The sequence below is a fragment of the Novosphingobium sp. HNCC26DJ243 genome (genome assembly GCF_057180545.1).
The window spans coordinates 1-18,002 of record NZ_JBXUGN010000010.1 but is presented as its reverse complement, the minus strand read 5'-3'; the positions used below and the strand labels follow the sequence as shown (position 1 = coordinate 18,002).

The 18,002-nt window shown below is 57.9% G+C and carries 18 protein-coding genes, 2 pseudogenes and 1 other annotated feature; of the genes and pseudogenes, 10 read left to right on the top strand and 10 right to left on the bottom strand.

All coding sequences use genetic code 11. The annotated features are described in order from the left end of the window. Window positions 1-8 precede the first annotated feature (8 nt). A pseudogene (locus tag AC2A04_RS17835) lies at window positions 9-567 on the top strand (IS3 family transposase); the annotation flags it as partial. After that, window positions 209-324, top strand: a sequence feature (AL1L pseudoknot). It overlaps the preceding pseudogene by 116 nt. A 658-nt stretch (window positions 568-1,225) precedes the next feature. Here AC2A04_RS17835 and AC2A04_RS17830 read toward each other — a convergent pair. The 5 genes from AC2A04_RS17830 to AC2A04_RS17810 all read right to left on the bottom strand — a co-directional run bounded on the left by AC2A04_RS17830 (window position 1,226) and on the right by AC2A04_RS17810 (window position 5,701). Next, window positions 1,226-1,636: a hypothetical protein gene (locus AC2A04_RS17830; protein ID WP_484213714.1), complete on the bottom strand. Its 411-nt coding sequence runs from the start codon at window positions 1,634-1,636 to the stop codon at window positions 1,226-1,228. Window positions 1,637-2,613: 977 nt separating this feature from the next. Further along, window positions 2,614-3,735, bottom strand: coding sequence for a GGDEF domain-containing protein (locus AC2A04_RS17825; RefSeq protein ID WP_484213713.1), 1,122 nt, complete (start codon window positions 3,733-3,735; stop codon window positions 2,614-2,616). A gap of 964 nt (window positions 3,736-4,699) precedes the next feature. After that, a complete protein-coding gene (locus tag AC2A04_RS17820) occupies window positions 4,700-4,861 on the bottom strand; it encodes a hypothetical protein (RefSeq protein ID WP_484213712.1) in 162 nt (53 codons plus the stop codon). Window positions 4,862-4,867: 6 nt separating this feature from the next. After that, entirely contained in the window at window positions 4,868-5,338 is a 471-nt protein-coding gene (locus AC2A04_RS17815) for a MarR family transcriptional regulator (RefSeq protein ID WP_484213711.1), read from the bottom strand. A 183-nt stretch (window positions 5,339-5,521) separates the two neighbouring features. Next, entirely contained in the window at window positions 5,522-5,701 is a 180-nt protein-coding gene (locus AC2A04_RS17810; protein WP_484213710.1) for a hypothetical protein, read from the bottom strand. A gap of 137 nt (window positions 5,702-5,838) precedes the next feature. Between AC2A04_RS17810 and AC2A04_RS17805 the strand changes: the two genes are divergently transcribed. Beyond that, entirely contained in the window at window positions 5,839-6,360 is a 522-nt protein-coding gene (locus AC2A04_RS17805) for a hypothetical protein (RefSeq protein ID WP_484213709.1), read from the top strand. Between the two features lie 131 nt (window positions 6,361-6,491). Here the strand turns inward: AC2A04_RS17805 and AC2A04_RS17800 are convergent, their stop codons facing one another. Beyond that, the gene (locus AC2A04_RS17800) at window positions 6,492-6,770 is read right to left on the bottom strand and encodes a hypothetical protein (RefSeq protein WP_484213708.1); all 279 of its coding nucleotides are present in this window, start codon (window positions 6,768-6,770) and stop codon (window positions 6,492-6,494) included. Between the two features lie 203 nt (window positions 6,771-6,973). Here AC2A04_RS17800 and AC2A04_RS17795 point away from each other — a divergent pair, with 203 nt between their 5' ends. Then, on the top strand, window positions 6,974-7,291 hold the full coding sequence (locus AC2A04_RS17795; protein ID WP_484213707.1) for a hypothetical protein: 318 nt from the start codon (window positions 6,974-6,976) through the stop codon (window positions 7,289-7,291). 46 nt (window positions 7,292-7,337) lie between these two features. Here AC2A04_RS17795 and AC2A04_RS17790 read toward each other — a convergent pair whose 3' ends face one another. After that, on the bottom strand, window positions 7,338-7,850 hold the full coding sequence (locus AC2A04_RS17790; protein ID WP_484213706.1) for a response regulator transcription factor: 513 nt from the start codon (window positions 7,848-7,850) through the stop codon (window positions 7,338-7,340). A gap of 559 nt (window positions 7,851-8,409) precedes the next feature. On the opposite strand from AC2A04_RS17790, the gene rfbA reads away from it, so the two are divergent. Genes rfbA through rfbB form a run of 4 tightly spaced genes read left to right on the top strand, consistent with a single transcriptional unit; the run spans window position 8,410 to window position 11,747 of the window. Next, the gene (rfbA, locus tag AC2A04_RS17785) at window positions 8,410-9,303 is read left to right on the top strand and encodes a glucose-1-phosphate thymidylyltransferase RfbA (RefSeq protein WP_484213732.1); all 894 of its coding nucleotides are present in this window, start codon (window positions 8,410-8,412) and stop codon (window positions 9,301-9,303) included. Then, window positions 9,300-9,845, top strand: a complete 546-nt coding sequence (gene rfbC, locus AC2A04_RS17780; protein ID WP_484213705.1) for a dTDP-4-dehydrorhamnose 3,5-epimerase — start codon at window positions 9,300-9,302, stop codon at window positions 9,843-9,845. The genes rfbA and rfbC overlap by 4 nt, the downstream gene beginning before the upstream one ends. Beyond that, window positions 9,842-10,699, top strand: a complete 858-nt coding sequence (gene rfbD / locus AC2A04_RS17775) for a dTDP-4-dehydrorhamnose reductase (protein ID WP_484213704.1) — start codon at window positions 9,842-9,844, stop codon at window positions 10,697-10,699. The genes rfbC and rfbD overlap by 4 nt, the downstream gene beginning before the upstream one ends. Next, window positions 10,692-11,747 (top strand): dTDP-glucose 4,6-dehydratase, encoded by a 1,056-nt coding sequence (rfbB, locus tag AC2A04_RS17770; protein ID WP_484213703.1) that lies wholly within the window; start codon window positions 10,692-10,694, stop codon window positions 11,745-11,747. Before rfbD ends, rfbB begins: the two co-directional genes overlap by 8 nt. A gap of 363 nt (window positions 11,748-12,110) precedes the next feature. Here the strand turns inward: rfbB and AC2A04_RS17765 are convergent, their stop codons facing one another. Then, complete coding sequence (locus AC2A04_RS17765; protein WP_484213702.1) at window positions 12,111-12,842, bottom strand: acyltransferase; 732 nt, start codon at window positions 12,840-12,842, stop codon at window positions 12,111-12,113. A 598-nt stretch (window positions 12,843-13,440) separates the two neighbouring features. Continuing rightward, window positions 13,441-13,623 carry a TylF/MycF/NovP-related O-methyltransferase gene (locus tag AC2A04_RS17760; protein WP_484213701.1) on the bottom strand — a complete coding sequence of 61 codons (183 nt, stop codon included), beginning with the start codon at window positions 13,621-13,623 and terminating at the stop codon, window positions 13,441-13,443. A gap of 536 nt (window positions 13,624-14,159) precedes the next feature. On the opposite strand from AC2A04_RS17760, the gene AC2A04_RS17755 reads away from it, so the two are divergent. Continuing rightward, window positions 14,160-14,552 (top strand): hypothetical protein, encoded by a 393-nt coding sequence (locus AC2A04_RS17755; protein WP_484213700.1) that lies wholly within the window; start codon window positions 14,160-14,162, stop codon window positions 14,550-14,552. A 742-nt stretch (window positions 14,553-15,294) separates the two neighbouring features. Next, window positions 15,295-16,158, top strand: a complete 864-nt coding sequence (locus tag AC2A04_RS17750) for a hypothetical protein (RefSeq protein ID WP_484213699.1) — start codon at window positions 15,295-15,297, stop codon at window positions 16,156-16,158. Between the two features lie 360 nt (window positions 16,159-16,518). Here AC2A04_RS17750 and AC2A04_RS17745 read toward each other — a convergent pair whose 3' ends face one another. After that, window positions 16,519-16,830: a hypothetical protein gene (locus AC2A04_RS17745; RefSeq protein WP_484213698.1), complete on the bottom strand. Its 312-nt coding sequence runs from the start codon at window positions 16,828-16,830 to the stop codon at window positions 16,519-16,521. An 88-nt stretch (window positions 16,831-16,918) separates the two neighbouring features. Here AC2A04_RS17745 and AC2A04_RS17740 point away from each other — a divergent pair. Next, window positions 16,919-18,000 (top strand): annotated as a pseudogene (locus AC2A04_RS17740) (IS3 family transposase). Window positions 18,001-18,002 lie beyond the last annotated feature (2 nt).

Here is an 18,002-nt window from a genome sequence, read left to right as displayed (position 1 = left end):
GGTCTACGATGAACAAGGCGACGAACAAGTTTGCACCGGAGGTTCGCGAACGGGCGGTGCGCATGGTTCTGGATCACGAGAACGATCATCCCTCCCGCTGGGCAGCGGTGAGTTCGATAGCCGAGAAGATCGGTTGCTCGGCACACACACTGCTGAAGCGCGAGAACCGCGAGCAGCGGCAGGCCAACGAGATCCTGCGCAAGGCGTCTGCATATTTTGCCCAGGCGGAGCTCGACCGCCCGTTTAAGCGATGACCTGCTTCATTGATGAGATCGCGGTGAGGATGGGGTCGAGCCGATCTGCCGGGTTCTGCCGATCGCCCCATCCACCTGCCGTGAGCGTGGGGCCCAGCACCGCGATCCACAGCGCCTGTCGCCACGCACCCAGCGCGACGAGGCGATGAAGCCGGAAGTGCGCCGCGTGTTTGACGCCAACTTCAAGGCCTATGGCGTGCGCAAAGTGTGGCGGCAGATGCTGCGTCAGGGCTTCGATATTGCCCGCTGCACGGTGGAACGGCTGATGCATGATCTCGGCCTGCAGGGCGTGATCCGTGGCAAGCCGGTCAAGCCCGCATGCGCCAAAACGTCCCCGATACGCGCCAGCCGCATGATTACGCGAACCTCGGTCCATTCGCCAGACCCGATCATGACGCCCCGGACTTTCTCAATGCGATCCGCTCACGCACCCCATTTCGACAGCGGCTACTATGATTGTATTTCCGGAAAGTCGTCTAGCCAGCTTCAGGCTCGATGTGACATGCTACAGGTCTCGCCTTCACGCAAAGTTTGCAGGCGGCGCCGCTGCGAACAATGTGCCGACTAGCGATCGCGCCCAAGCTGACACCTTCATGCGGACTTTGACCGGCAAAGCGACCTACGCCGAAGTCAACAGGAATGGGCGCCTGAAGTCAGCGTTCTTAGTTGACCCTGGCCCCGAGGGCAGGGGTCATCCGCTTTCGTCGACGGAATTGGCCACTCTGCTCGACTTTGATGCATTTGGTCGTCAGTGCGATAGGCAGCGGACACACGATCGAATTCAGCAATCAGGGTAACGCTGAGTCCATCGCCGCTGCCGCCGAGAGCTGTGGCGCCAGCCGCTGATCGACTGGCACGATTTGCTTTGTGCCTGGGAAGAGCGGCACCTCGATCATTGCAAAATAAGGTACAGCGGGGCGCGAACCCCGAGACCGACCTTCATTCGTTCAAGATATCGCTCCGCAAAAACCCTAGCTGCGGGCTGCCTCTGGGAAAAAGAACTCGCTGATCCGCATCAGGCCTTCGTCGCTGACATAGGTCGCCAGTCCGTTTTCACCTCGCTGCGCCAGGATCACCAAGCGTTCGCTCTCGAGAACGCGAAGATAACGCAGCGCAATCGCGCCACTGATGCCAAGCTCCTTTGCAAGATGATCCGAGTAGGCAGGTTGCCCACCGATATTTTCGATCAGGGCCGTGAGCAAGAGGCGCCAAGACTCACTGACAAGTGGCGCGGCCCCAGAATTTGCAGCCAATCGCTTGATCGCCGCGAGTTCGTGACGCGCGCGGCGCATGAGCAGCACAGAGGAAGTGTAGGAATTGTGCAAGATTGTTGCCAAATCAGGGACTTGCCGCAGATTGCTGCTATAAGACGAATTGCACATGATCGCCACTCCTTGATAAATTCAACGAAGCGCGACCTCTTGCTCCCATGGATAATGCGTGTTGGCCAGCCGTCAACCTGTACTGCAACACAGGTCCGGATTTTTCGGGCGTCGACAATGGCGCGCAAGGCCAGCGGCCCTGCGCAAGCATGATTGCAAAGCGCCGCCCGAGACACCGCAATTTGAACTGCAGCACCCTCGGTGCGCCGAGCGACCCTTGTTCCTCCAGATGCCTTGCGCTTTTACCAACGGCTATGCTCGAAACCCGACTGGTGACAGCCGACCCGGCCCTGCAGGCGCATCGTGTTGCGTCGTTGCTCCGCCATGAACTACGCTTTCAGGATCGTGATTCCCCGACCTATCAGCCATGGACGATAGTTGGGGCCGATCATGGACCGTCCGATTGGCCAAGACTTCGAGGACGCCGCGTCAGGTGGCTATTGCTACCCATGGGCGGTACGGCCCAGCCAAATTGACCGCGATCATAAGTCTTTGTGTTGTCAAGGCGGGCTTGCCGTAGCAGCTGGCCGGCATATGTTTCTTCGTCCCGCCAGTTACCGCTTGTAACTGTTGACCGACCAAACAGCCGCTATGTTGCCGACGCTAACGGAAACGCGCGCAGCAATCTCGGGCGGCGTAGATAAATTTGAGCCAGTATCTGGCGAGGGCGAGATGGACCATTCCGAGGAAACTTTTGGTAAGCTGGTCGTAGCAGATGGCGATTGCGCGGTTGATCTTGAGTTGGACGTACCAAACCAACTTAACATAACGTCGTTGCCTGCCCCTGCACCGACCACGACGATCATGGGTTCGGCTTCGCTAACCCGATGAAAGGGACGGTCCCTATATCGGCTTGCGAGAGGGCACTCCGGCTTTTCCGAACGGGATCGCTACGGGTCTGCCAAAAGCCCCCAGTCTCGATGTGTTCTGAATGCGCCGCAAAGCACCCGACGAGTTTGTTGTCGGCACGAAGTGTCTTAACCGAGAGAAGAAAGTACAATTCGGTTCCGACCACCGGATTTGGCTTGGTAGAGTGCTTCGTCGGCTGCTTTCAGGGCTTCTCTGGGGTTTTTGTGCGCAAAGACGTCCGCAATCCCGCCGGAAAACGTGATCCGGCCAATGGGATCGTCATTGGACCGGTTGACGAACTGGCGACTGCCAAAGTTTTCTCTGACTGCGTCGAGCTTTTCCCAAGCCTCTTGGGTTGTTTTGCCCCGGAAAAGCATGACGAACTCTTCGCCGCCATGTCGTGCGACATGACAATTGTCGTTTGATATCCGGGAAAGAGCATCACCAATCGCTTTGATAACTCTGTCCCCGGTGTCGTGTCCATGTGTGTCATTGACGCGCTTGAAATGATCAATATCGCAGAATGCGACACACAAATTATCTGCTTCTTGGCGAGCTTCGCGGTAATGACGATCGAGAGCCGCCTCAAATGCGCGTCGATTTGGCAGACCGGTAAGGTGATCAATCTCAGCATCATGCTTGGCTTTGTCGAGTTCCCGGCGAAGCGCCTGCGCTTCGTCTTCGCTTCTCTTCATTTCTGCTGCGAAACTCTCGGTCCTTGCCACCATTTCCTTTGCCAGAATTTCCAAGGCTGCCAGGGTGCTGTCAGCATCAAGAGCCGTCGCGCGCGATACCTGCGCTCTGATCTCGGAATTGTAGGTTGCAGCAGCGTCCCGCGCCGTCTTGGTCGTGGACGCGAAAGTGTCGAGCGAATCCTCAAGGCTGCCAATAATTTTTTTCACACCCTCCTGCATTCCATCAGGTGTTTTGTTCACATCAAGCCACTCTTGCGTGATGCTCAAACCGGAGGCTCGCCTATCGAGAATTTTTCGTGCCAAGCCGACGTCAACGCCTGAAAACGCACTATGGGCAGCCAGCAGATTACTAGCTGTTACCGCTAGAGTGTTGTCCAAGAGAAATGCCGATATCTCATCGAGCAACATCTTTTGGGCAACACCGTACGCCGTAAGCGGACCCCGCGCCGACTGCTCACCGACTTGGCAATTCAAAGTTTGAGCGTCCGGTTCACGCTCCTGCCCGCCACCAAAAAGGCGCAGGAGGCGCAGGCCTCCAACCGATTCATTTCCCATGTCAAAACCCCACGTTGGCGATCCCAAGTCCTGCAATCGAATGCAGCTTACAGGATTAACCTTCTACCTGAACGGGACTAAGGCGAACATGCTTACGGACTGGTTCAGGGGCATTGGGTAACTTTACTTGTAAAAGCGGTGGCGCTGTGTCTGTGCGGAAGTCGTTGTACTTCTACCACTGGAACTCCTTAACGGGCCAACTCCGGAGATCGTCTGCAAGCGCCGCGCTGTGTCGGCCTCAGCGGCGAGAACCTTGATCTTTCCTGATCGAGCAGGTCGCCACTTGGAAACTGGTCCGCCTCAGCCGATGCCCAGGCACTGGACAGCTCGCGCAATGGCCAATGCTGGCCATGCCCCAGCATCATTGGCATTAGATATCTCTCTAGATCAGTATTTTGCACAGCTTTCTTGATAACGTTTCAAGCTTTTCTATGACAAAGCCTTCCCCGCTAAGCGTTTCGATGCCGTCGCGCTCCAGGTCTTGCCGCCAGTCCGGGCCTTTGGCCAATCGGTCTAAGAAAAAGCCAAAATGAACTGCTCGCGCGCGACCCGGCACGAAATGCGCGCGGCCTCGGACGACCTTGACCCGTGACTGCGAGCGCCACGGTGCGATCTGTTTTCAGTATTCAATATGCAGCCGGGAATCGCGGTCGGACGCAACATCTTCAAATACAGTGGATTGGATCCTGGCAAAATTCGCACGGCGAAAGCTGAATGTCGGTAATTGGCCTGCGAGCCGCCACCGATGGCCATTACGACCCGGAACCCCTCCCCTTTTCTGGCATGCCGCTCGCAACGAAGACACCAGCGCTGACCGTCAAGCGTGCGCCCGGGTGGCATCAATCCATTACCGTGTGCCACAAATGCAGGCAACGCCTGAGGTGCCCTTGCCCTGACAGGAAAGCGCACCGTCGCTTCCGCCGATGGCTCACTTTTGGGCGGGCCAGCGCGGCTCCAGTCAGCATCATGTCTTTCGCAAAGGATTGTCTTCATCATCAGTGATGCCTGATTGCTCAAGCAAAGTGTCAATAGCATGACTGATATAAACTGCTGCCATGGCGTAATTGTTATGTGCCAGATAACTTTCTATTTCTGCAAGTCTATATAAGACATCGGCCATCTTCATGGCGCGTTATCCAAAACTCATCGCGTCGACGACGGGTATCATTTTCTCGTAAAATTTCTGCATGGCAGCCTCAACGGCATCATGCCCTTTTTGTGAGATATTGAGCCAATGCCGACGACGATCTTTTGCATCGGGACTTCGGACCAGAAGACCCTTGTCAGTAAGCAGTGCAAGCCAGCGCAGAGTTGTTGCAATGGGAATGCCGGACACATGCCCGATGTCCGATACGCTCAATGGCTTGTTTTCGCCGTCCGCAATGTAAAGCTCGATCAAAATGCGCCAACCCGGATTGCAGGACGGAAGGAAAGGCAGCAATTGCTCCCGATCGAGAAAATTCGACCGCATCGCCTTTGCCGCCGCCAGCGCGTTTGACTTGCGTCGCCATGGTGCAGGCTCACGGATTCCGTTGGCAGTCTCGAGCAGATTGTTCAAAATGCGACTCACGCTTGCAATTTGCATACGTTCGACCTGATCCATACCCACGATCTGGCTCCGGATGGAGGGGATGCTCCGGGAATGGACGATCTCGTGAAAATCCACAGAGGTCTTTGCCCCAGGTCAATATTCGAAATTGTCCGCGGTATTTGCTCAAGCAAGGCTGCAGTTCTAAAATCACGTCCGTACGGAATTCTTATGCGATCAAGGCGCACCAACCCCCGGTCATGCTGATTTTCGGAGCGCACGCCCGGTGCCAAAAATGAAAGCGCAAGCGGCCAGATCGCAAGCCCCCTGCTCTACCGACGCCGTCACCGGACCAAAAACACGTTCGGTAAACCAAAGGATTGGTGGCGAATCGGCACCCACCAAGACCGACGCGCCCACCGATTCATCTTCGCCCATGATACTCCTCGCAACCGTTACTTTCAGACTCAATCACTGGGCTCTAAGGGTGGTAAACCTTGTTGGTTATTCTACAATATGGCCGAATAAAGTGAGGCTTGGCACTTTTGCTTTTCGATCGATTCAGCCAGACTCTCATGACCACAAAGCGAGGGGAATATATGTATCAAGCTTGGATCGCCTTCAGCATTGCTCTGGCTACCTTTGCCGCGCCTGTGGCTGCCCAGGATGCAGCGTCGGCCCCTAATGCAGTTGCGCCTGCCAGTCGTGCCCTGCCTGCCAGCACGATGGTGCAGATTGCCTCTGATACCGAGATTTCGTCGAAAAAAATCGAGGTTGGCCAGAAGTTTTCGTTCTTCGTCACGACCGATGTGGTCGAAAATGGCGTAACAGTCATTCCTCGCGGCGCGAAGGTGGAAAGCACGGTCACTTTCAAGACAGGAAAGGCGATTGGCGGCAAATCCGGTAAGTTTGAATTGTCGTTCGACAAAATCACGGTGAACGGCAAGAGCTACGCGATGCGCGGCACGCACCGCCAGGAAGGCAAGGGCAATACCGTTGCTGCACTCTTCGGATCGATGTTCGTCAGCGGTCGATCAGCTGTGATGCTGCCCGGCCAAACCGTGCAGGCATTTACCAACGAAGCAATTCCCTACTGATGCAGCCATGGGAGCGGTGCGTTCGCCGCGCCCATTTTGGCAGGCGGGTCGCAGGCATTGGTCTTGCTGATTTGAACAAATCGATCTGTGAATCTACACCTTTGGTGCGCGAACGCCCCCCCCACAGCATATCAATTGACGATCGGTTCCTCACCCGATCGGGCATTCTGCAGCAGATCGATCGCAAGGGACACATAGAGTGCCGGCTTGACCAAACCTTGCTCGTCCAGGGCCTGGAGCGCAAAGCACAGCGCATCGGTTACCCGATCCAGCACCGCGTCTGTAGATTCACCGCCTAACATGGTCATTCCCGCACTCGTCACCTGAGCTTCATAGGCAACCTGCGGGATAGCATCCCGCGTCTGAAAAATGCTGTGCCAATGGTCATAAGGGAAATTGCTGAGCCGCATCGGGATCACAGTTGCTCAAAAGTAACCTTTACTTATAAGATATTATGTCTTTACCGCACTTTCCTTGTCATTGCGTTTTTACCATTTTTGGTTATTTACCAACTCCTAACCATAGAAAAAGGTTGTCAATCGCGGCATCTGTCATTCTATGGCGGATCAATGCCGTCGCTGCGGCTGAAAGCACATCGTCGGAAACAGTCTTCATGAACAACGGTCCAGAAATGCCTGACGGCCCACAGGGCACAGGCTCGGCCTGCGCAAATGTGCAAGAGTTGCATGGCAGGATCCAGATCGAGGACTGCATGCCCTTTCTTGTCACATCCAGCAGCGCGATCTATCGCATCACCTGTTCGCCGGGCATCGAAGCGGCAGCCGGTTTCGATGTGCAGGTTTGCGCCCGATTCAACGCACCCTTCGAGATTGAAATCTCGGGGTGGAAAGTCACGTCAGAAAACGCGGGCAAAGGCCGCCGTTCGCCAGTCGCCAGAATGTTTCGCAACTTGCTGCGGGCGCCTCAATGACCCGGATCGCCCGCCTCGCTGCGGGACCTCGGGATGATCCCGCGGCTCAAGCCGCGAGCGGCTCGTAGCTTTTGGCCTGCGCATAAAGACGGACGGCATCGGCAGCATTGCGTGCGCCGAGCTTGGCCAGCATCTTCATGCGGTGGATTTCGACGGTCCGCGGACTGATCTCGAGATCCCGGGCAATCAGCTTGTTGCTCAATCCGGAGACAACTGCTTCCAGAACCTGGCGCTCGCGGACACTCAACCGCGAGACAATCCCATGAGCTCTGACAGCACCTTCCCAAATGCTGCTGCGGCGCGCCACATCGTCGGCCACGCCGGCAATGGCGCGATCGATCGCCTCGACATCTTCAGGCGTGAGGACAAAGTCCAACGCTCCGCCCTTGATCGCGGCGACCACCTGTCCCGCAGAGGGTTTGTCGCAGTAGGCAATCACCGGACACCATCGGCCTTTGCCGGCAAGGCCCGCGATCAGCTGGGGGACCGCGCTACAGGGACCAGCATCATGAACGAAGATCACCCCTTCAGTTGGTATTCTCTCAAGAAGTTCGGCCATGCTGTCATAAATCTCGGCGTGCATCCCCTGCGCAAAGGCAAGGCGGGCCAGCCGGGCGCGGCGGCCGGGATCCTGATCGATAATGTGAAGGGATGGGTGCTGGGTCATGGAGTGATCATGCGAACAGCTTTTCTCGCAGACCAGCGATATCGGCCTCACTGTTGCGACAACTTGGTGCTTTAATCACTTAAGGCGCTGCTTTATAATTCTTTTATTACCCCCAACATGGGTATTAATTGCCTAGCGTTAACCATCGTGCAGGTGCTGTCGCAGCTGTGTCGCGCCATTTTCAAGGCGGGGTGTTGAACTCGCGGTGCGCCGTCGAATGATCACCTTGTTCAGCCAGATGACGCAAACGGACGCGTCTTGAAATCCGGGAAAGTGCCAGGATCGGCATGGCGCTATCCAGGCATCGCTTCGCATGTCGGCGCCACGAACCGGGCGGCAAGCGCGAGAGGCTTGTTGACCTTTTGCAGTTTTGCCGCAATCGAGACGGCCTGATTGCGGCATTCGCCGCGACACATTCGTGACGGAGTTTTTCCAAGACGTGACCACGGCCATATCCAGCCAAACGCGCAAGGGGATCATTCTGGCAGGAGGATCGGGCACCCGCCTCTATCCCTTGACCCGCGGCGTCTCGAAGCAGCTCATGCCGGTCTTCGACAAGCCGATGATCTATTACCCGCTGAGCACGCTCATGCTGGCCGGCATCCGCGACATCCTGATCATCACCACGCCCGAAGACGCGGTGCAGTTCCAGCGCGTTCTGGGCGATGGTTCGGCATTCGGCGTCTCGCTCTCCTATGCCGTCCAGCCCAAGCCAGATGGCCTGGCGCAAGCATTTCACATCGGCGCCGATTTCGTCGGCGGCGCGCCGAGCGCACTCGTCCTGGGAGACAACATTTTTTACGGCCACGGCTTGCCGCAATTGCTGCAGAACGCCAACGATCGCCCCAGCGGCGCGAGCGTCTTCGCCTACCGGGTGAACAATCCCCAAGCCTATGGCGTGGTTGCATTCGACGAAGCTGGCCGCGCAAGGTCGATCGAGGAAAAGCCTGCGCAGCCGCAATCGAACTACGCCGTCACCGGGCTCTATTTCTACGACAATACGGTGGTCGATCGCGCCCGCGATCTCAGGCCCTCCCCGCGCGGCGAACTCGAGATCACCGATCTCAACCGGCTCTACATGGACGAAGGCCAGCTCTCGGTCGAAATCATGGGGCGCGGTTACGCCTGGCTTGATACCGGAACCCACGGCTCCCTGCTCGACGCTGCAACTTATGTGCGAATCACCGAGGAGCGCCAGGGGCTCAAGATCTGCTGTCCCGAGGAAATCGCCTGGCGTCAGGGCTTCATCGGCGACGCGGAACTTGAAGCGATTGCCCAGCCATTGCGCAAATCGGGGTATGGCGAGTACTTGCTGCAATTGTTGGCGCAAAAGGGTTCGCTGTGAACATCATCGAATGCAACATACAGGGCCCGCTGATCATCGAGCCGAAAGTCTTCGGTGATGAACGCGGGTTCTTTTTCGAAAGCTGGAACGATTCGGCATTTGCCGCAGCCGGGCTCGATCTCAGGTTCGTGCAGGACAATCACAGCCGCTCGCAAAAAGGCGTGTTGCGCGGCATGCATTTCCAGAATCCCGGCCCACAAGGCAAGCTTGTGCGCGTGGCGCGCGGTGCGGTCTATGACGTTGCGGTCGATCTTCGCCGCTCGTCGCCCGATTTCGGCAAGTGGACCGGCGTCACGCTCTCGGCCGACAACAAGCGCATGTTCTGGGTGCCCGAAGGGTTTGCGCACGGCTTCCTGACGTTGGAGGATGACACCGACTTTCTCTACAAGTGCACCGCACCCTATGCGCCGCAGTTCGAGGGTAGCCTGGCTTGGGACGACCCGACGGTTGGCATCGAATGGCCGCTGGACGGAATCGAGCCGAAGCTGTCGGCGAAGGACGCAACCGGTCTGTCGCTTGATCAGGTAACCACCTTCCCATGAAGGCGCTGGTCACCGGGATCAACGGACAGGTTGGCAAGGCCCTGCTGGCCAGCGCACCCGATGGCTGGACCTGCGTCGGCCTCGACCGCCAGGCGCTCGACCTGACCGATGCTGACGCCATCGCGCGGATCGTTGAGGCCGAGCGTCCCGATCTTGTGCTCAATCCTGCTGCCTACACCGCGGTCGACAAGGCCGAGAGCGAGCAGGCACTGGCACATGCGATCAATGCCGGGGCGCCTGCCGCGTTCGCCACAGCGCTCGCCCGCACGGGCGGTCGTCTCGTCCAGGTGTCGACCGATTTCGTATTTGATGGAACATCGGGCACTGGATACCGCCCGGACGATGCACGCAATCCGCAGTCCGTTTACGGGGCGAGCAAGGCTGCTGGCGAGCTTGGCGCAGGCGCGGATGCGATCATCGTTCGCACAAGCTGGGTCTATGCGGCCGGAGGCGCCAACTTCGTGCGTACGATGCTGCGCCTGATGCGCGAACGCGAGACGCTCAGTGTCGTCGCCGACCAGATCGGTTCGCCAACCTGGGCGACGGGCCTTGCGCGGACGCTGTGGGGCCTGGCACTTGTCGGCAAGCCCGGCATCTACCATCATCGCGATGCGGGCGTTGCCAGCTGGTATGACTTCGCCGTGGCAATTGCCGAAGAGGCGCAGGCTCTTGGGTTGCTCGAGCGCATGCCACGGATATTGCCGATCGCGACGACCGAATATCCCACCCCGGCCAGGCGGCCCTCATTCTCGGTGCTTGATGTCAGCCTGACTCGTGCAACGCTCGGAGATGAGCCGGTTCACTGGCGCAGCAACCTGCGGACCATGCTCGAAGAGGAAAAGGCACTTGGCTAATCTGCTTGTCACCGGCGGTGCCGGATTCATCGGCGGCAATTTCGTCCACTACTGGGGCAAGGCCAATCCCGACGATGCCATCGTCGTGCTCGATTGCCTCACTTACGCCGGCAACCGGTCGACAATTGCCGATGTCGAACAGGCTGAACTCGTGGTCGGCGATATTCGCGATACGGACCTGGTCGAAAATTTGCTGCGCGAGCGCGACATCGCAACGGTCGTCCATTTCGCCGCCGAGAGCCACGTCGATCGTTCGATCACCGGGCCCGACGCGTTCATCGACACCAACATTCTCGGCACCAACAGCCTGCTCAAGGCAGCGCGCAGCGTCTGGCTCGACAGCGGCAGCGGACGCCCCCATCGCTTCCACCACATTTCGACCGACGAAGTCTATGGTTCGCTCGGACCCAGCGATCCGGCCTTCAGCGAGACGACCCAATACCAGCCCAATTCGCCCTATTCGGCATCGAAGGCCGCGTCCGACCATCTCGTGCGGGCCTACCACCATACGTATGGGCTTGATGTGACGACCACCAACTGCTCGAACAACTACGGGCCCTATCACTATCCCGAAAAGCTGATTCCGCTGTTCATTCTCAATGCGCTCTCGGGCAAGTCCTTGCCGATCTACGGCGATGGCATGAATGTGCGGGACTGGCTCTACGTCGAGGACCATTGTCGCGGAATCGAGGCAGCCCTGCGCAACGGCAAGCCGGGTGAAACCTATAACATCGGTGGCGGTGAGGAACTGCCCAATATGGCCGTGATCGACCGGATCTGCGCCGAGGTCGACCGCGCCTTTGCCGAAATCGACGGCCTTGCCGAGCGCTACCCGGATGCGCCTGCGGCCAAGGGTCGGCCCACGAGCGAGCTCAAGACTTTCGTCGAGGATCGCAAGGGGCATGACCGCCGCTACGCGATCGACGAGACCAAGGCGCGCGCGGAACTGGGTTACGTGCCGCAACACGATTTCGAAGCCGGTCTTCGCGGCACCTTGCGCTGGTATATGGACAACGAAGCCTGGTGGCGCCCGCTGCAGTCGCGCTAGAGCACGATTCGTCATGCACGTCGCCATGGTGTCCTGCATGCAAGTCCTGGTCTGTCTGGCGAGCGAAAGGTTTGCGCCTTGGCATGAGGCGAGCGCATGGCCCTGTCCGCCATTGCGTGCCGGATAAGCCCCCCTTCGACGCCAACCACCATCACCTGCAGTCGGCATCACTGACAGGTGCTTCTGGCCGATTGCACAGGTTTGCAATGACCTGCGCTCATCAGGCAAGAACACACACGCCTAGGCTATTGCGAAGCAGAGCGACCGATCGTCAGCCCGGTGCCGCCCTCGAATCCGGCTCTTTCTCACCCGCGCCAGTCCCCAGCCGACGAGGCGCCCGCACCAGACATGCCCGGGGCGTTGTCATTCCGGTTCGGCATCTGGCTGCGACGCTTCAGCCTCTGCCTTGCGGTTTGCCTTGTTGATCTGATTGACGCGTGACCGTTTGAACGCGCGCTTGAGTTCGGGATAGTCATCCATCAACAATTCATTGGCGATCCACTGAACGCGCTCGCGCACGATTCGGGCCGGATTGCCGGCAATCACGGCGTTCGTCGCGGAAAAGGCCTTCGTTACAACGCTGCGGGCGCCGACGATACAATCATGTCCAAGGCTCGCCGATTTGGTCAGGTAAGCACCTTCCCCGATCCAGCAATGATCTCCAATCGAAATACCGGACGAAACATCGAGATAGGTGTGGGTGTCTAGATCGAACAGAAGGTGAGGATATTCTCCGGTCCGAATAATGATCGAATTGGAAAACATGCAGTGCGAGCCGATAACCAGGCGACTTTCCGAATTGGGAAGAACAAACCGGGAATATTTCGCGATAGAAAACCAATCCCCGACTTCCACGACGCATTCCGAGCTTTTCCACCGCTTGCTGCCAATGTCTATTTTAAGGCCGCTCAGGAGGGATTCAGAGCCAATCACGATGCGGTTGTTGTTGCCGAAAATATTGATCCTGAGCATTTGCGGCTGACGCGTTCCGCCAATCTTGACGACATTGCCCGTCCCCTGGATCACGCCGGCAACTTCGACATTCTCGCCCAGATCGACCGCGTTGGTGGTGGGGTCCCAGTTCAAGTCACGCATCATTTTTCCCGGAGCCCTGCCGCTGATCCATCAACCCGTTCTTGCGAATTAATAATTATCGGTTCCAAACCGACTGGATGGTCATCGGCGGAGTTGGCATGACGAACCGATCAACGTCCAGTCGCCACCGTGTGCCTGATCCCTCGAAATCCGGAACGGCTGCAAACCCCAGCTTGGCGTAATGATCGGAGACCATCGCGTTCTTTGTCGTCGGAATATAGTCTCCTTCCAGCCACCGGATAGATCAGGAGGAGCGTTCCCCGATCGCCATCCAAGGCAGCCATGGCGCGAGCAAAGTCGCAATCAGACGCGGGGTCAGGAAACCAGCTTGCCCCATTTGGAATGAAATGCAGCTCGATCATCGCAATCGCGATCGATTCCAGGAATTGCTGCTTTCATTTCGCAAAAGCCATTCCTGATACGCGCGAACGTGCGCGAAGCTGCGCCGACATCTGGTAGCAACCCTTCAACCTCCCGGCCACAATGCGCGCATTGGCGTTTACCGCGCCAGGCTCGAGATGGTCTGGCAGGTCCGCAAAAAGCGCTCGGCGCTTTCTTTCCGACAAGCGATCCAGGCAGGCTTTGGGATCGGACAACGTCAGTTGCCGGACTTGCGTCTATAGGAACATGGCTGATCGACCTTGATCAGGGGATCAGTGATACCATGCTGGCTGCGGAAATCATCGACGGCCTTTCGGCAATAAGTCCAAGTATCTTCATGAACGCACCCGCCCACAGCGAGCAAGAGATGCGCGCAAGATATTCTAAGCGCCTGCAACATGCACAACGCATAGCTTTTCGTGGCCTGGTGATCTATTCTTGAGGAGTCCTGGGATCCTGCCGGGACGACGTCTTTTCCCGTACCATGGTCATCTCGGCGCGGCGCAATTGCTCGTCATGCAATGCCTGCGTCTCGCGAGAACTCTCGCGATGATGGACAAAGCTGCGTATATTGCCAAATATCGTAACGCGCTGGCCTGCCGTCGTCATTTGTACCGTGCCTCCAACCCCGGGCAGCGCGATACCGCCGCTCACCCCTCACGTCAGCCTCGTACGACTACGTGGCCATGGGCTGCCGCGTCCCGTACCTCACCAAAGCGCGCCATCGGGAAGCCGGTCTATGCGCGGGCCAGACACTCGCCAAGCCGGGTACCCCCCATCCAAACGATTTGCGGATTGATCCGCCCTCAAGTGGACCCTGAACTGTTCGTGAAAGAAAATGCAAGGACTGGACGCGAAATCGACATGATCCTATGCTTTTTTTAACTCGTTTGCGGCTAAGGCAAGCGCCGTCACCATTGCATCAGGAGGGCCCACTTGAATACCAGTACTGTTCGCGCCTTCCCGCTCGCGATCCTGAATGCAAGAAATGCAGCCTTCGACGCCGGCTCCGCGCAAGCGCGCATCACAAAATGTTCAAGCGGCACGCCGCTGTCCCTTGCCGAGGCATTCTGGGTCGACGGCAATATGGTCACGATGGTGCGCGATGAAGCGAATGAACCCTTTGGCTGGATATCGAATGCCGTGCTGGCCAGGTTCAGGACATTGACCGGGCAGCCCCTGCCTGCATCGATCGCATTTGTGCGCGCTGCCATTTTCGGTTGCTTTGCAACGGCCTTGATTGGCGAGAAAACGGGGTACGCGAGCGGAGTTCCAACGCCAGTACTGATTGCGCAGGACGAGCCGAACCGGGAATTCCTGCGAAGCTGAGCCGTACCGGACCAATTGCTTTGCTACCCACTCTCAGGGCACGATCCGTTGCCTGCTTGCCGGATCCCCCGATTCTCTAGGACATTGTGCGATGAGGCTCGCAGCTTGACCGGGGCACAGGCCTGCGCTGCTATGCGGGACACGGCCTCGAATGGCAGTGCCTCGACAAACTCAAGCCTGGCCTGGCTTCCGTTGATCCAGCAGACGCAGGCAATGACGCCGTCCATGGCAGGAAATGTCACAACAATCGTCGAACCGATCGCTACGTGATCTTCGAAACCCTCGATGCGACAGCCCGAGGATGAAATCTCGAGCACGACGGGATCTAAAGGTTTTTCAGGAAAATCAGGGACAGGCGCGACGTCGAGCAGCCTGCCTGCCGAGAGACTGTCACCCCCCTCGCCCCCCGCAAAACGCCTTGACTCCGACTTGTCCATGATCCGACGATTCCACGGCCACGTTGAAATTTCCCTAAAATTCCGGCTTGAGCGAAAAGTTTGCGTGCTGAACTGCGCGTGACAGGACATTGAGGTGCCTCGGCGACAGATCGATCACGCCCAATCATCACCAACAGGCGATCGCAGCCTTCGGAACGGGGCTAGAGGCCACGGCGGATGCTCGGGCCCTGTGTCCGACAAGTATTCCGAAATACTCGGGCCAGTCAGACTGCTTTTCCAGATTCTCGTCTCAAAGGCGAAGCAATTTGCAGCATTGGGAGATCGCGTGCTAACGGAAAGCACAAATGCGCAAACGAATCTTTCAAATACCAGACAATGGTCTGCGCCCCTTTGTGCTCGTCCCTGACTTGCACTTGACTGATACCGCCGCTGCACGCGACACCGAAATTATGGGCGCGCGTTTGCTCGACTTGCTGGATGCGGCAAAGCTGAATTCTATTGCCCCCTTGGACAATCCTTGCCGGGGCTGGACACAGCAATCGGCAGAGATCGCTGCCATCTCGAGCTTTTTTGCGATTGAACCCGGCCTCAGGCTTTCGGATGTCCTGTGGACCGGTGCGCGCGAATTCTGGAATGGCGAGATGGCCAGGGCACTGGCACAATTTGCTTCGGACCAAACACAAGACAGCGTGACCGGGTTTGTTTTTGACCTGGCCGATGATGTCGGGCCGCGCGGCGCATTTTCGGAATTTGGTCGGCCCATCATTCCTGAAGACGGTGTCCGCGGCAACTTTGCAGCGGGCGGGCCCTTTGTCCTCTTGCTCCAATGTCGGCTGGACGCGCTCGGACACGTGCAGATGATCTCCGGTTTTGCCCAACCGATCCTGGACCGGACATACTGCTTTCCGGTCGCAACAGCGTTCGAGCGGGATATCTTAAGATTGCTTCTAGTGCTCCAGGGACGCCTGGAAGACCTCGGCGTCAAAGCGAACATATCAAGGACAATCGACAACAGCTCGCTCGATCATTGCCTTGTGTTCTCGCTGGAAGCGGCTGATGCACAACATTTGCGTGATGCAAGGATTTGCGCCCATCGCACAGATGATGAACATTGTGACCGCAGCAGGGGGCAAGTCGTGGCGTCGCTGGGTAGCCTCGCTGACGGCCGCTTTCTTTCTGAACTGCAAGATGTCCTTGGGCTGCAATAGAACACCAGGTGATCTACGCCGCCCGGCATGATGTGCCATTGCAGGCTCTGAAATGCCTGCAGGCATGCAAGGTCACAACCGATGCAAGTCCAGGGTTGACTTGCGTTTCTTCAAGCAACACTCTTCTGGCAGCTGCACCATCCCCCGCCTCTCGGTGCAGCACGCCGCCCCGACCTGTCCCACCCCACAGGTCGGGGCCTACCGGCCAAGCACCGCCCTTGCAGTTGAAATTTGACTGTTCGTCGATCACGATTTGCTAACGTTTATGGCGTTATCTGGCAGTCCTAGGGTCCAAAACCGATCTACTTCTTGAAAGCTGAGTGCACATTGATTCAGGGAGTCTCCGCTGAAGCACGAGGCTTAGAGAATGTCACTTTCGTTGTTCTGGCTATCGGATAGAGCTTGGGCTGCCATCGAGCCGCACTTGCCGAAGAACCAGCCGGGAGCGCGACGGGTCGATGATCGCAGGGTGACTCGGGTATCATTCAAATGCTCAAATGTGGCGGGCGCTAGGCGGATTGCCACGTTGAATAGGGCCCATCGACGACCGTCTATAATCGCTGGAACAGGTGGAACGGCCTGGGCATCTGGACCCTCATCCTGGCGGCGCTGAAACAGGAAGGCTGGATTGCCGAAACCGGCCAGATCAACAGCAGCTACATCAAAGCCCACTGCAACGCCCGTTGGGTAAAGGGTGACGTGGTGCCGGTTTTCTGGACAGGATGTTAAGCTAATCCCGACCTGATGGATTGGTACTGGGATGAAGACAACGAGGAAGCGCTATAGCGCGGAGTTCAAGACCGAGGGGCGCTGGAAGCGATCCCATGCGACCTGACGCTGGCGGAGGTGGCAGCCAATCACGGCGTGCACCACTCGATGATCGCCTCGTGGAAACGCTGGGCCATCGACGGAATGGCGAGCACGTTCTCCGTGGCTGGCGATGCGGCCAAGGCCGTCAACGAGAGCGCAGTGGAGAAACTGCACGCCAAAATCGGGCAGTTGGTCGTAGAGCGGGATTTTTTTAGCGAAAGCCTTCGGTCGATGAGCGTGAACCGGAGGCGAGCGATGGTTGAACCTGCTCACCACCGCCTGTCGATCTCGGTGCAATGCCTCTTACTCTCGATCAGCCGCTCATCGTATTACTATGCGCCAATGCCGGAAACGGACGAGACGCTGGCGCTGATGACGGTGATCGACGAGTCCTTCATGGACTGCCCGTGGTATGGCAGCCGCCAGATGGCGCGGCATCTTCGCCGCACGGGCCACGAAGTTGGGCGACGGCGGGCGCGACGCTTGATGGCAAAGAGGGGCCTGACGCCGATCAACCAGGCCCAATCACGAGTGGTGCGCCGATGTGAAGTACATCCCGATGCGGCGCGAGTTCCTCTACCTGGTGGCGATCATGGACTGGGCGACCCGCAAGGTACTCGCTTGGCGGCTGTCGAACACGATGGATGCCGGCTTCTGTATCGCATCGCTGGAGGAGGCGCTGGCCCGGTAGGGGAGGCCCGAAATCTTCAACACAGACCAGAGCAGCCAGTTTACCAGCTTCGCCTTCACCAGCGTGCTGCGCTATGCCGAGGTGCGGATCAGCATGGATGGCCGGGGCAGGTGGATGGACAATGTCTTCATCGAACGCCTTTGGCGATCCCTGAAGTACGAGTGCGTCTATCTCCATGCATTCGAGGCCGGCGCCGAGCTGCGGGCTGGCCTTGGCCGGTGGAAACCTATTACAACACCCAGCGTCCGCACTTGGGCTTGGCCGGGAGAACCCCGATCGAGGCCTATCGGCGGATCGGGCAATCTGATCAAGCAAGCTACATGAACGACAACCGGGATTAGCT